Source organism: Amycolatopsis sp. WAC 04169 (genome assembly GCF_003947535.1).
GTDB lineage: Bacteria > Actinomycetota > Actinomycetes > Mycobacteriales > Pseudonocardiaceae > Amycolatopsis > Amycolatopsis keratiniphila.
Window position 1 is genome coordinate 216,661 of sequence record NZ_QHJI01000012.1, and the last position, 13,108, is coordinate 229,768.

At 67.8% G+C, this 13,108-nt stretch carries 13 protein-coding genes; 5 read left to right on the forward strand and 8 right to left on the reverse strand.

Features of this window, described 5'->3' with window-relative positions:
• Window positions 1-130 precede the first annotated feature (130 nt).
• On the forward strand, window positions 131-1,888 hold the full coding sequence (locus DMC61_RS32535; protein ID WP_125694059.1) for a serine/threonine-protein kinase: 1,758 nt from the start codon (window positions 131-133) through the stop codon (window positions 1,886-1,888).
• 80 nt (window positions 1,889-1,968) lie between these two features.
• Here DMC61_RS32535 and DMC61_RS32540 read toward each other — a convergent pair whose 3' ends face one another.
• Window positions 1,969-2,310 (reverse strand): hypothetical protein, encoded by a 342-nt coding sequence (locus DMC61_RS32540; RefSeq protein WP_016337334.1) that lies wholly within the window; start codon window positions 2,308-2,310, stop codon window positions 1,969-1,971.
• A 22-nt stretch (window positions 2,311-2,332) separates the two neighbouring features.
• On the opposite strand from DMC61_RS32540, the gene DMC61_RS32545 reads away from it, so the two are divergent.
• Window positions 2,333-2,560, forward strand: a complete 228-nt coding sequence (locus tag DMC61_RS32545) for a hypothetical protein (protein ID WP_125694061.1) — start codon at window positions 2,333-2,335, stop codon at window positions 2,558-2,560.
• Window positions 2,561-2,623: 63 nt separating this feature from the next.
• Here the strand turns inward: DMC61_RS32545 and DMC61_RS32550 are convergent, their stop codons facing one another.
• The gene (locus DMC61_RS32550; RefSeq protein ID WP_125694063.1) at window positions 2,624-4,195 is read right to left on the reverse strand and encodes a dolichyl-phosphate-mannose--protein mannosyltransferase; all 1,572 of its coding nucleotides are present in this window, start codon (window positions 4,193-4,195) and stop codon (window positions 2,624-2,626) included.
• A gap of 68 nt (window positions 4,196-4,263) precedes the next feature.
• On the opposite strand from DMC61_RS32550, the gene rsmI reads away from it, so the two are divergent.
• Window positions 4,264-5,100 carry a 16S rRNA (cytidine(1402)-2'-O)-methyltransferase gene (gene rsmI / locus DMC61_RS32555; protein ID WP_125694065.1) on the forward strand — a complete coding sequence of 279 codons (837 nt, stop codon included), beginning with the start codon at window positions 4,264-4,266 and terminating at the stop codon, window positions 5,098-5,100.
• On the opposite strand, the gene DMC61_RS32560 is transcribed toward rsmI, so the two are convergent.
• On the reverse strand, window positions 5,097-5,573 hold the full coding sequence (locus tag DMC61_RS32560) for a QsdR family transcriptional regulator (RefSeq protein ID WP_233595041.1): 477 nt from the start codon (window positions 5,571-5,573) through the stop codon (window positions 5,097-5,099). The genes rsmI and DMC61_RS32560 overlap by 4 nt on opposite strands.
• A gap of 177 nt (window positions 5,574-5,750) precedes the next feature.
• Here DMC61_RS32560 and DMC61_RS32565 point away from each other — a divergent pair, with 177 nt between their 5' ends.
• Window positions 5,751-6,710 (forward strand): zinc-binding dehydrogenase, encoded by a 960-nt coding sequence (locus DMC61_RS32565; protein ID WP_125694069.1) that lies wholly within the window; start codon window positions 5,751-5,753, stop codon window positions 6,708-6,710.
• Here DMC61_RS32565 and DMC61_RS32570 read toward each other — a convergent pair whose 3' ends face one another.
• From DMC61_RS32570 to DMC61_RS32590, 5 genes are all read right to left on the reverse strand, one after another.
• Window positions 6,711-7,988, reverse strand: a complete 1,278-nt coding sequence (locus DMC61_RS32570; RefSeq protein WP_125694071.1) for an aminodeoxychorismate synthase component I — start codon at window positions 7,986-7,988, stop codon at window positions 6,711-6,713.
• Between the two features lie 109 nt (window positions 7,989-8,097).
• Window positions 8,098-8,712 carry a glycoside hydrolase family 25 protein gene (locus tag DMC61_RS32575; RefSeq protein ID WP_125694300.1) on the reverse strand — a complete coding sequence of 205 codons (615 nt, stop codon included), beginning with the start codon at window positions 8,710-8,712 and terminating at the stop codon, window positions 8,098-8,100.
• Window positions 8,713-8,804: 92 nt separating this feature from the next.
• The gene (locus DMC61_RS32580; protein WP_125694073.1) at window positions 8,805-9,569 is read right to left on the reverse strand and encodes an ABC transporter permease; all 765 of its coding nucleotides are present in this window, start codon (window positions 9,567-9,569) and stop codon (window positions 8,805-8,807) included.
• Entirely contained in the window at window positions 9,559-10,566 is a 1,008-nt protein-coding gene (locus DMC61_RS32585; protein ID WP_125694074.1) for an ATP-binding cassette domain-containing protein, read from the reverse strand. The genes DMC61_RS32580 and DMC61_RS32585 overlap by 11 nt, the downstream gene beginning before the upstream one ends.
• 87 nt (window positions 10,567-10,653) lie before the next feature.
• On the reverse strand, window positions 10,654-11,250 hold the full coding sequence (locus DMC61_RS32590; protein ID WP_125694076.1) for a PadR family transcriptional regulator: 597 nt from the start codon (window positions 11,248-11,250) through the stop codon (window positions 10,654-10,656).
• Between the two features lie 62 nt (window positions 11,251-11,312).
• Here DMC61_RS32590 and metG point away from each other — a divergent pair, with 62 nt between their 5' ends.
• Window positions 11,313-13,106 carry a methionine--tRNA ligase gene (gene metG, locus DMC61_RS32595; RefSeq protein WP_199750150.1) on the forward strand — a complete coding sequence of 598 codons (1,794 nt, stop codon included), beginning with the start codon at window positions 11,313-11,315 and terminating at the stop codon, window positions 13,104-13,106.
• The last annotated feature ends 2 nt before the right edge of the window (window positions 13,107-13,108 follow it).

The following is a 13,108-nucleotide window of genomic DNA, read 5'->3' on the forward strand; positions in this document are numbered from 1 at the left end:
GATGCCTGGTGGTAACGGCGGAGAGACGCCCGCGACAACCCGGCAACCCTGTGAGGGCATGGAGCGTCCTAAGCTGGACTAGGGGGAAAACCGCCGGAAACGGCCTCGACGAGCGAGGGGAGCAGGGTCCATGGGACTAGCGAGCGCGCTGCTTTCGTTCGCGCACAGCCTGTTCGGGCCAGGGATCTGGCCTGGGGACTGGGTGTGGGCGACGAGCACCGCGGGAGCGCTGGTCGCGCTGCTGCCCGCACTGGGAGCGATGATCGTCGCGATCATCCGCAAAGGCACCGGCAACCGCTACGACGTGGTGACCCTGTCGGTCTTCGGCGGGATCGGCGTCGTCGCCGTCTTCCTGCTGCCGTGGCTGCTGGCCACCGGGGTTTCGCAGACGTACCAGGAGGCCGCGTCCAAATCGGGCGGTCAATCCGGCTTCTCCGCCAGTGATCTGGCGACCTACAACGCCGACTACAGCCCGCTGATCGGCAAGCAGAGCGAGTACCTCGGCCGCGGCCAGAACGTGTACGAGGTCCTGTTCTACCCGAACGGGATGCAGCTCAGTTACATCTTCTACCTGATCCTGCTGGTCGGGCTGCCCGCGCTGTCGCTGCTGTTCGTGATGCTGCAGGCACGCACCGCGTTCCGCCGCGGCCCGAAGTGGCCTTCGCGGTTCTTCTGGATCCCGTTCGTGCTGATGGTGCTGGCGAGCGTCGGCATGGGCGCGAACACGGCCGTGCACTTCTGGCTCGGGTTCCTGCCGTTCAGCGTGCTGGGCCTGATCCCGGTCGCGCTCGTCGGTCCGCCGCCGTGGTCGGTGATCAACCGGCCCGACCCGCAGCCCCGGCAGAAGGTGGAGCCGTACCGCCCGGAGCCGCCCGCCCCGAAGCCGCAACCGCAACTGCCGCCCCCGCCCGCCAAGCAGTACCCGGCGACCGCGCTGGCACAGGCGCCCGAACCTCCCGCGCTGGCCGCGGCCCCGGGCCCGATCCCGCCGCCCCCTGGTTCGCGTAACTCCGGTGGCAGCCGCTACAAGCGCGTCCGGCGGCTCGGCCACGGTGGCTTCGGCACGGTCTGGGAAGCGGTCGACACTCAGCTCAACCGCACCGTCGCGCTGAAGATCGCGCACGCGCCGGACCGGGACACCGAGGAACGGATGCAGCGCGAGGCCCGTGCGCTGGCCGTGGTTAACCACCCCAACTGTGTAAAGGTGTACGACCTCGTCGAGGAGCCCGACGGGCTCGCGCTGGTGATGGAGTACCTCGAAGGGCGCTCCCTGGCCGAAATCGTCGATTCGCAGGGCCCGCTCGACGACATCGCCGCCGGACGGCTCTGGTCGACCATGGCGGGCGCGCTCGCGGCGGCGCACGAGAAGGGCGTGCTGCACCGGGACCTGAAGCCGTCGAACATCATCCTCGACCGCAACGGGCTCGCGCACCTGATCGACTTCGGCATCGCCCGCAGCCAGGGCGACTCGAAGATGACCGCGACCGGGATGATGATCGGCACGCCGGACTTCGTCGCGCCCGAGCAGGCGATGGGCTCACCGGCCAGCCCGGCGTCGGACGCCTGGCAGCTCGCCGCGACGGTCAGCTACGCGCTCTCCGGTCAACCGCCGCGCGGCACCCGGGAGACCCCGATGGCCGCGCTGATGGCCGCCGCCCGCGCCGAACCGGTGTCGAAACTGCCGAACCGCAGCGCCCACGCCCGGATCCTCATCGCGTCGCTCGACCAGGAGCCCCGCCGCCGCCCGACGCTCACCGCCGTGCGGCGCGACGTCGAAGGCTGGCTCGCCCGGGCGGGCAAGTCGCCGGACGGCCCGGTGACGCAGATCGTGACGCGTCGCCCTCCGCAGCCCCACCAGCAGCCGCAGCCTCAACGCCACCCGCGCTGACCTGCGAAAAGAGAGCAAGGGACCTTTGCTACCACTTATCTCGACATCGAGACAGGTGGTAGCAAAGGTCCCTTGCTCTCTCAGTCGACGATGACCCAGGTCCCGCCCTGCCAGGCCATGGTGAAAGTCTTGGGCTGAGCCGCCATCATCGCGATCTGCGGCGCGATCGCGCCCGGCGGGACGACGACCTTGTCCGGCCCCTTGCTCTGCAGCTTCGCCCGGTCGACACGGGTGGCCTTCAGCTTCTTCACGTCGTCGGCCGAGAGCATCCCGAACTGCATGGGGGTGAGCTGACGGCACTCCTTCATCCCGCCGTCGAACGCCGGCCCGGTGATCCGGCAGACGGTTTCGAGGTCCTTTTCGCCCAGCGCGTGGTGGTACTGCTCCATCACGCTCGCGGCGCCGTCGGGCGTGTGCGCCACCGCGCCACCGGCGGTGGGTGTGGTGGCCTCGGAGGCGGTCGTCGAAGGACGCGAAGCACTGGCTTGTGTCGTGCTGGTGGCCGGCGCTTCGGAAGTGCTCGGAACGGCCGAGGACTGCGGCGCCGCGGTTCCCGGCGTCTGCTCTTCACACCCCGCGATCAAGAACAACGCAGCGGCCGCGCAGGCCGCTCCGAGCGGTCGGATCGTCATGATGCCCCCTGTAGAGCTGCTGTCGACCAGCGAAGAGTAACAACTCGGGGGCAAGTGTCACACTTGAATCGGGAAAATCACGAGGTGGTGGGCCGGGCCGTGGTCACTTCCAGGACGGAAGCCACAGCTCGGCGTTCCAGTGCTCGTTCGTGATCGCGTTGCCGTTCAGGATCGGCCACAACCAGGCGAAGTTGGCCACGACGAGTCCCACGTAGAGGGCGACGACGAGCAGTCCGGTGCCCCGCCGCTCGAATCCGCGTTTCGCGCCCCCGAGGATCTGCCCGAGGACCAGTGTCAGTCCGAGTACCAGGAACGGCGCCAGCGGCGTCGCGTAGAAGTAGTACATCTGGCGGTCGAGGTTGGTGAACCACGGCAGGAACCCGGCGAGGTAGCCGACGAGTACGGCGGCATAGCGCCAGTCCGCGCGGAAGACCGACCGCCACACGCTCCAGCCGAGCATCGGCAGCGCCAGCCACCACATCGCCGGTGTCCCGATCAGCATCGTCGCCCGCACACAGGTCGACTCGCCGCAGCCGGTCGCGTCCGTGCCGCCCGCGTACGCGTAGAGCATCGGCCGCAGCCCCATCGGCCAGGTCCACGGCTTCGACTCCCACGGATGCGGCTTGTCCTTGGGTGTCACCAGGTTCGCGTGGAAGTCGAGCACGTTCATCGAATAGTCGCCGAGCGACCGCAACGCGGGCGGCATCCAGGCCCAGAAACCGGGATCGATGTCCTTGATCGCCACGTAGTTGCGGTCGGTCGCGGTCTCGCTCGCGAACCAGGCCCAGTAGCAGGCGAGATACACCAGGATCGGGATGACGACGATCGCCCACAGCGCGGGCAGCACGTCACGGCGCAGCGTGCCGACCCACGGTCGCCGCACCCCCGCGGCCCGGCGCGCGGCGACGTCGAAGAAGACGGTGAGCAGGCCGAACGCGGCGATGTAGTAGAGCGCCGACCATTTGACGCCGAAGGTCAGCCCGATCATCAGGCCGCCGGCGAACCGCCACCACCGGAAACCCAGCTTCGGGCCGAACCGTGATTCGTCGATCCAGCCTTCGCGGACGGCCACGGCGAGCCGTCGCCGCACCTGGTCGCGGTCGCACAGCAGGCAGGCGAACGCGGCGAGCACGAACAACGCGATGAAGATGTCGAGCATGCCCATGCGTGACTGCAGGTGCAGGACGCCGTCACTGATCACCAGGATCCCGGCGACCGCGCCGAGCAGTGTCGACCGCGTGAGCCGCCGGGCGATCCGGATGGTGAGGAGCACGATCAGCGTGCCTGCCAGCGCCGGCATGATCCGCCAGCCCCAGGCGTTGTAGCCGAACAGCCATTCGCCGATCGCGATGAGATGCTTCGCCAACGGCGGGTGGACGATCAGCTCGTAGCCGTAGTTGTCCTCGTAACCGCCGTTGCGCAGCATCTGCCACGCCTGCGGGACGTAGTGCTTCTCGTCGAAGACGGGGGTGCCCTTGTCCGTGGGCGTTCCCAGGTTCTGGATCCGGACGATGCCGCCGATGAGCGTCAGCACCAGCGTGACGATCCAGCCGCGCAGGCGGTCCGTCGGCATGCCGCGGCCGAGGAGGGTGGCCTCCCGGTCGTTCGGTGGCCTGAGCGCGTCGACCGGATCCGGCCGCACGCTCTCGTTGTCACGGGTCAGCAGTGCGGTCACGGGGCATGATCCTACGGGCGGAAGAGTGAACTCGGTGTCCGGATCTGCGAACCGGTTAACCTTCGGGAATGACCGAAGGACGCCTCGTGCTGGCAGCCACCCCGCTCGGAGACGTCCGTGACGCTTCGCCGCGCCTGTCCGAAGCCCTCGCGACGGCCGACGTGATCGCCGCCGAAGACACCCGGCGCCTGCGCTCCCTCACCGCGGCCCTCGAGGTTTCGCCTGTCGGGCGCGTCGTCAGCTTTTACGAAGACGTCGAGACGGCCCGTCTGCCGAAACTACTCGAATCGCTTCAAGCCGGTGAGACGGTGCTCCTGGTGACCGACGCGGGGATGCCGAGCGTCTCGGATCCCGGATTCCGCCTGGTCGCGGCCTGTGTCGAGGCGGAGATCGCCGTGACCTGCCTGCCCGGCCCGTCCGCGGTGACCACGGCGCTCGCGCTGTCCGGCCTGCCCTGCGACCGTTTCTGTTTCGAAGGTTTCGCTCCGCGCAAGCCCGGTGAACGGGCGAAATGGCTCGGTTCGTTGAAGGACGAGCCCCGTACGGCCGTGTTCTTCGAATCTCCGCATCGCCTCGCGAGCACGCTCGCCGACGCCGCCGAAGTCTTGGGCCCCGAGCGTCGTGCCGCCGTCTGCCGCGAATTGACCAAAACCTATGAAGAGGTCAAACGCGGCAATCTTCCGGATTTGGCCACTTGGGCCGCCGAGGGGGTCAAGGGTGAGATCACCGTCGTCCTCGCGGGCGCGCCACCGCGCTCGGTGAGTGTCGAGGAGCTGGTCTCGGAGGTCTCTTCGCGGGTCTCGGCAGGTGAACGCCTCAAGTCCGCCGCCGCCGAGGTCGCCGAGGCGGCCGGGGTGTCGAAGAAGGAGCTCTACGACGCTGTTCTCGCTTCCCGCAAGCGCTAGGACAGCAAAGCCGTCACGGCCGCGTGCGCCTTTCCGGCATCGGGCTCGTCGCCGGTGATGACATCGGTGTAGATGAAGGACTCGCCGATCCGCACCAGTAGATAGGCCAGATCTTCGACCGGCAGGGGCGGAGTGAGCCGCCCGGCCTCGACCTCTTCGTCCAGGAACTCGCGCATCTTCGCGATCGCGCGACTCTGCACCACGCTGGCCTTCGTCGTCAGGATCCGCAACGCCCGCTCGGGCTCGTTGCGCAGGAACTCCCGGAACGGTTTCGAGCCGTTCACGGTGCGGACGAAGGTGCCGACGAGCTCTGCGATCCCTGCCGCGCCGCGCCCGAGCTTGCCGGAAGACCGCGCTTCGAAGACCTCCACGGTCATCGACCACAGGATTTCGCCGAGCAGCTGATCCCGGCCGCCGACCCAGCGGTGCAGGGTCGCCCGGCTGATCCCGAGCTCACTCGCCAGTTCACCCATGTCCACGCGGCGCCCCTCCAGGAAGCGGGCGCGCGCGATCGTGAACGCGCGCAGGGCGTCCGGGCGCGGCGAAGTCAGCTGGCGTTCGAGTGCGGTTTCGATGAGTGAAACATATCACGCGATGTCTCGTGCATGAGACATATGCAAGAATGTCTCATCTCGACGAGGAGGAAGCGGATGCGCGCAGTACAGGTGACCGAGTTCGGCGGACCCGAGGTGCTCAACCTCGTCGACCTTCCCGATCCCGTCCCCGGCCCAGGTCAGCGGCTGGTCGAGGTCGACCGGATCGGCATCAACTACGCCGACACCCACCAGGCCGAGAACTCGTACCTCGCGCCGAGCAAGCTCCCGCTCGTCCCCGGTGGTGAGGTCGTCGGCCGCACCGCCGACGGCAAGCGGATCGTCGCGCTGCTCAACGGCGGTGGCGGCTACGCCGAGCGTGCGGTGGCCGACGACGTCACCAGCTACGACGTTCCCGACGGCGTCGACGACCTGACCGCGCTCTCCTTCATCGTCCAGGGCACCACGGCTTCGCTCCTGCTGCGAAAGAGCGCCCACCTCGAACCCGGCGAAACCGTCGTCGTGCACGCGGCCGCCGGCGGGGTCGGCTCCATCGCCGTGCAGCTCGCGAAAGCCTGGGGAGCGAGCCGGGTCATCGCGACCGCCAGCAGTGAGGAGAAGCGCGCCCTCGCTCTCGAACTGGGCGCCGACGTCGCCATCGATTCACGGGCCGAGAACATGACCGACGCGCTCCGCGAGGCGAACGGCGGCAAACGCGTCGACATCGTGCTCGACATGACCGGCGGCGCGGTCACGGACCAGAGCATCGCGGCCCTCGCGCCGTTCGGCCGTCTCGCGTTCTACGGCATGGCCAGCCGCGAGAACCCGAAGCCGATCGAAGCCCGCAACCTGCTCGGGCACAGCACCACCGTGGCCGGGATGTGGCTGCCGCACGCGTTCAAACTCCCCGGCAACGTCTTCGGCCGCGCGCTCGACGAGCTCTTCGAGCTGGCCCTCGCGGGCCGGGTCCGCGCTGTCGCCGGGGGCGAGTACGCGCTGTCCGACGCGCGCGCCGCCCACGAGGCCCTGCGCTCGCGCGGCACGATGGGCAAGCTGCTGCTGGACCCCACCAAGTAGTCAGCCGAGCAGGCGCTCCAGCGGAGCGGACTTGTGCAGGCATTCCTGCCATTCCGCGTCGCTGTCGGAGTCGGCGGTGATCCCGCCGCCGACTCCGAGCGCGATCGTGTCTTCGTGGATTTCGAAGGTTCTGATCGCGACGTTCAGTTCCAGCCCGGCGATCGGCGAAGCGAGCCCGATCGCGCCGGTGTAGACGCCGCGCGCGGTGGGCTCCAGCTCGGCGATCAGGTCCAGTGCCCGGATCTTCGGCGCGCCCGTCACCGAACCCGGCGGGAACGTGGCCGCGAGCAGTGCCGCGTCGTCGATCCCGTCGGCGAGCGATCCCTCCACAGTGGACTCCAGATGCCACACGCCCGGCGCGGGCCGGACCGCGAGCAGTTCGGGGACCCGGACGCTGCCGGTGGTGCACACCCGGCCGAGATCGTTGCGGACGAGATCGGTGATCATCACGTTCTCGGCGACGTCCTTGGTGGATTCCCGAAGGCGTCGCGCGAGGTGTTCGTCGGCGGCGTCCCGTCGCGGCAGGGTGCCCTTGATCGGCGTCGACCGGACGCTTCGCCCATGCCTGGCAAGGAAAAGCTCAGGGGAGAACGAGACGACCGAGCCCCAGTCGCCGGCGAGGAAAGCCGCCCGGCGGGCTCCCAAACGACGCACGCCTTCGGCGAACAACGCGATCGGATCGCCCGTGAACCTCCCGCCGAAGCGGGCGCAGATATTCGCCTGGAAGAGCTCGCCGGCTTCGATCGCGTGCACGCACGCCTTGACGGCGTCGTAGTGCTCCGAAGGAAGTGGCCGCGACAACGGACCGGAACTCCAGGTCGTCGTTTCGGGAAGCTCGGCGAGCGCGGATTCCACCGCGGACACCTCGTCGATCGGATCCGGATCGCCGTCGGGGACCAGGGCTTCGAACCACCACGTCCCGTCCGTGTCCAGCCGGAGGACTCGGTCGACCCAGCCCCACGCGGCCGGCGGGAGCGCACCGGAACGGCCCGAGGGGTCGGTCAGGTCGTAACTCAGGTAACCGAACCAGCCGCCCCCGACCGCACCAGGCACCGCGTCACGAACGTCAGACATCCGAGTGGGAATCGAGAACGCTTCGGCCACGTTATGGACAGGAGTCAGGGAAGCGTTCAGCGCGATGACCGCGCGCGAAGAGAACCACTCTCCGCAAAGCGCGGCGGGCGGTGCGAGTCCGAGCTTCCCGGCGCGTGCGCCGAGGACCGCCAGTGCCCGTTCGGGCCCGACGTCGGTCCGCAGCTTCCGGCACATCAACCGCACGCGACATTGTCGCCGTTCGACTGGCCGGAAAAGCAACCCGCGCCCCTCGGAAAGTGAGATCCGCGACCACCTGGTGACGTCGTGCGCATCCCTCGTCACGCAGCGGAAACTACAAGAGCACGTCGGTCAGTTTGAAGGGATAGACCACGGCGTCCTGCGCGATCGGTCCGTCCACTCCGGGCAGCCCGGCGCCGAAACCGTGCTGATGCAATCCCAGCCGCGAGTGGAACCAGCCCGGTCTTCCCGGGATCTCGTTGTGCCTGACCAGCCACAACACCACTTCGCTGTCCGCCCACTTGTCCGGTCGCAACCGGTTCGTCCAGCAGTCGAGCCCCGCGTACACCAGGACCCGTTCGATACGCGCCGCGTGCCTGACGTGTTTGATCCACGCCTTGATGAACCGGTCGTCGACGCTGGGCGCCTCCACTTCGAGCGCGGGCGCGAGCGAACCGGGCGCGAAGGCGCCGAGCGCACTCGCCGTCCGCACGAAATGGTCGGCTTGGTCATGGACGGCGCCAGGACGTGCGTAGTGCCGCGCGCCGGTGTGGATACCGGCATGCTGCGCGCCGGTCAGATTGCGTTCCGCCGCGGCGTCCCGCCAGTTGGTATTCTCAGTGACGGTGACCGACGCGAACCGGATGTCGGCGCCGCGCACCGCCGCCCAGTCCTTCACCGTCTCACGGTGGGACAGGGTGACGCCGTGCTCGCCTTCCGGATCCAGCAAACCCACCTGCCTCGAATTTCGCCCCAGTACGACCGAAAGGTCACCATACGTCCGCGGAGCGGCCGCAAGGTGACCTTTCGGTACAGCGTGTCTCAGGCGTTTTCGCGTTGGAACGTCCGCGAGCCCCACCAGATGGCCAGAACGGCCATGACCAGCACCACGACACTCCCCGTGAACAGCGCGTCCATCGAGAAGTCGCCGCGGAAACTGTTCCGCTCGACATCCACCACATGCCGGAACGGATTGATACGGGAAATCGTGTACAGCCAATCCGGCGCCGAGCCCGCGGTGATCGGGATCAGGATTCCGGAAAGCAGCAGCAGCGGCATGAGAACCGCGTTGAGCAAAGCCGGGAAGGCGTCTTCGCTCTTGAGGGTCAACGCCAGCGCGTACGAGCACGACGCCAGCGTGACCGACAGAAGGAAGACGATCACCAGGCTGACCACGACGCCGCTGAACGGCGCGTTTAGGTCGAAGACCAGATACGCCAGCGCGATGATGAGCAGAGCCTGGACGACGGTCTGCAGCGCGTTGGCGAGAACCTTGCCCAGCAACAACGCCACCCGGCTCACCGGTGTGACCCGCATCCGCTCCACCACGCCCGAGTGGTACTCCGCGAGGAGCCCGAACCCGACGAAAGAGGCGCCGAACAGCGCGAGCTGCGCGATGATCGCCGGAGTGAAGATCATCCAGCCGTCCACATCGGACAGCCCTTGCGCGTTGAGCGCCTTCACCAGAAGCGGCCCGAAGAAGAACAAATAGAGGAGCGGCTGCATGATGCCGATGGCCAGCCACGTCGGGTTGCGCAACGCCGTTAGCATGTCGCGGCGGAAGATCAACCAAGTGTCATGCAACATGCGTGGCCTCCTTCGTGTCGGCTTCGACCGGCTCGCTCTCTTCGGCGTCGCGCAAGCTCCTGCCCGTCAGAGCCAGGAAGACGTCGTCGAGTGTCGGCCGGTGCACCTGCATGGAGGTCATCGCGATGCCACGCGCGTCGAGCGCCCGCAGCAGTTCGGGCATCGCGGTGTCGCCGCGCGGCACCCGGAAACGCACGGTGCCGTCGGCGACGGTCATTTCGTGCGCCCCTTCGAGGCGGCCCGCGACCTCCGCGGTCTCCTCCGCCGAATCCGGTGACACCCCGATGACGACACCGTCGCCGGAAACCCTCGCTTTCAACGAGTCCGGTGTGCCTTCGGCGACGATCTTCCCGTCGTCGATGACGATCAGCCGGTCGGAGAGCGCGTCGGCTTCGTCGAGGTAGTGCGTGGTCAGGAAGACCGTGACCCCATGCTCGTCGCGCAGCCTGCGGATGTGGTCCCACAGGTTCGCCCGGCTCTGCGGGTCGAGCCCCGTCGACGGCTCGTCGAGGAAGACGAGCCCTGGCGAGTGGATCAGCCCGAGCGCGATGTCGAGCCGTCGGCGTTGCCCACCCGACAGCGTCGCGGTCGTCCGCTGGTCGAGCCCGGCCAGGTCCAGTTGCTCGGCGAGGACGGCTCCGCGCGCGAGCGCGTCCTCCTTGCTCATCCGGTACAGCCTGCCCTGGAACTCGATCTCCTCGACGACCTTGCTCGCCGGCGCGGTGCCGCCGCCCTGAGCGACGTAGCCGATTCGCCGGCGCACCCCCAGCGGGTCGGCGAGCAGGTCGCAGCCGCCGACCGTCGCCTCGCCGGCGGTGGGCTTGAGCAGCGTGGTCAGCATGCGAAGGGTCGTGGTCTTCCCCGCGCCGTTCGGTCCGAGGAAGCCGACCAGTTCCCCGGCCGACACGTCGAGGTCGACGCCCTTGACGGCGTGGACCTCGCCCCCATTGCGGCCCTTGCGGCGGAACCGCCGCTCAAGGCCGCGTGCCTTGATCATGTCTACTCCTTTCGGTGCGCAGCTAGTCAAGTTTGACTAGTGGCTGGACGCACTTTGCCCTAGGAGTCGTTCCGTAGTCAAATTTGATTACGTGGGCGGCGCGCCGAACACGGCTTCGTCGTCCGCACCTTCGCCCGCCATCACGTACTCGCCGGCTTCGAGACGGCCGATGAGATCCCTCATCCAGGTCACGTTCGCATCCGCGTGCACGCTCCACAGGCGGTACAGCTCGCTCACGTGGGGAGGTTTCCCCAGATCGACGGCGTGTTCGCGGGCGTAATGGGTCGATTGGGCGTGCGCTTCCATATTCGCCAGCTGCTGTTTCAGCAACGCCAGCACCTGTGCGCGGGGCAGCGTCGGCATGAAGATGACCGCTGCCGAGAGCGAGTACCCGGTGGCGTCGTCGCTCGACAACGCCCTGCCGAGTTGCACGACGAACTCGGTTTCGCCGTCTTCGGTCAGTCTGTACGCGACCCTGTCGGGCCCGCCGTCCGCTTCCAGGTCCTCGACCTGTTCCAGAAGGCCTTCGGTGGTCATCTTTTTCAGCGCGTGGTAAATCGAACCCGGCTGGACATTGCCCCACTTGTCGGCCGCCCACGAGAGAAGCTCGCGCCGGACCTGGTAGCCGTGAGCCTTGCCGTACATGCGCACGACACCCAGCACCAGCAGACGCGTGGCGGACACCGAGGCCTCCGATCCTCTCCCGGACAACAATGCCTTAGACGACGTCCGTAGGCTAAACAAGCATGAGCACCCCAGTGTTGACTGCGGTGGCCTGGCCCTACGCCAACGGCCCCCGCCACATCGGCCACGTGTCCGGATTCGGCGTCCCGTCCGACGTCTTCTCCCGCTACCAGCGAATGGCCGGCAACCGGGTGCTCATGGTGTCCGGTACCGACGAACACGGCACCCCGATCACCGTCCAGGCCGACAAAGAAGGCATGACCTCCCAGCAGACGGCCGACAAGTACACCCGCCAGATCGGCCAGGACCTGCAAGGGCTCGGCCTCACCTACGACCTGTTCACTCGCACCACCACGGGTAACCACGCCGAGGTCACGCAGCAGATCTTCCTCGCGCTGCATCGCAACGGTTATGTCGTTCCCAAGACGACCCGGGGCGCGATCAGCCCCTCGACCGGCCGCACCCTGCCCGACCGGTACATCGAGGGCACCTGCCCGATCTGCGGCTACGACGGCGCGCGCGGTGACCAGTGCGACAACTGCGGCAATCAGCTCGACGCGGCCGAGCTGATCAACCCGAAGTCCCGGATCAACGGTGAAACGCCGAAGTTCGTCGAGACCGAGCACTACTTCCTCGACCTGACCGCGTTCGTCGACACCCTGGGCAAATGGCTGTCCAGCAAGACCGACTGGCGCCCGAACGTCCTCAACTTCACGAAGAACCTGATCGACGACATGCGGCCGCGGCCGATCACCCGCGATCTCGACTGGGGCGTGAAGATCCCGCTGGACGGCTGGCGCGACCAGCCGCTCAAGCGCTTCTACGTCTGGTTCGACGCGGTCATCGGCTACTTCTCGGCGAGCGTCGAGTGGGCACGCCGGACCGGCAACCCGGACGCCTGGCAGGAGTGGTGGAGCAACCCGGACGCCCGCTCCTACTACTTCATGGGCAAGGACAACATCACCTTCCACGCCCAGATCTGGCCCGCTCTGCTCTTCGGGCACAACGGCGAGGGCGACCGAGGCGGCGTGCCCGGGAAGTACGGCAAGCTGCACCTGCCCGACGAGATCGTTTCCAGCGAGTTCCTCACGATGAGCGGCTCGAAGTTCTCGACCTCGCGCGGCACGGTCATCTACGTCCACGACTTCCTGCGCGACTTCGGTCCGGACACGCTGCGGTACTTCATCTCCGTCGCGGGCCCCGAGACCCAGGACACCGACTTCACCTGGGACGAGTTCGTCCGCCGGACGAACTTCGAACTGGCCAACGAGTGGGGCAACCTCGTCAACCGGTCCATTTCGATGGCGCACAAGAACGTCGGAGCCATCCCGCGTCCCGACGCCCCCACGGCCGCCGACGAGGAGCTCAAGGAGCTCTCTCGCAAGGCGTTCGACACCGCCGGTGCCCACCTGCAGCGGTCTCGGTTCAAGGCGGCGGCGAGCGAGGCCATGCGCGTCGTTACCGCGGCCAACCGGTACCTCTCGGACCAGGAGCCGTGGAAGCTCAAGGACGACCCCGCGCGGCGCGACAGCGTTCTGCACACCGCCCTGCAGGTGGTCTCCGACGCCAACACGCTGCTGACCCCCTTCCTGCCCCACTCGGCGCAGAAGGTGCACGAGGCGCTCGGTGGCACCGGCGTCTGGGCGGCCCAGCCTGAGCTTCAGGAAGTCGAGGACCTCGACATCCCGGGCCGGATCAACCCCATCCTCACCGGGGACTACAAGGCCGAGCAGGCGCGCTGGAAGTCCGTGCCGATCGAGGTCGGCAAGCCGCTGGAGAAGCCGACCCCGCTGTTCGCCAAGCTGGACCCGGAACTCGGCGAGACCGGTCCTGAATGGGCACCGATCTCGAAATGAGC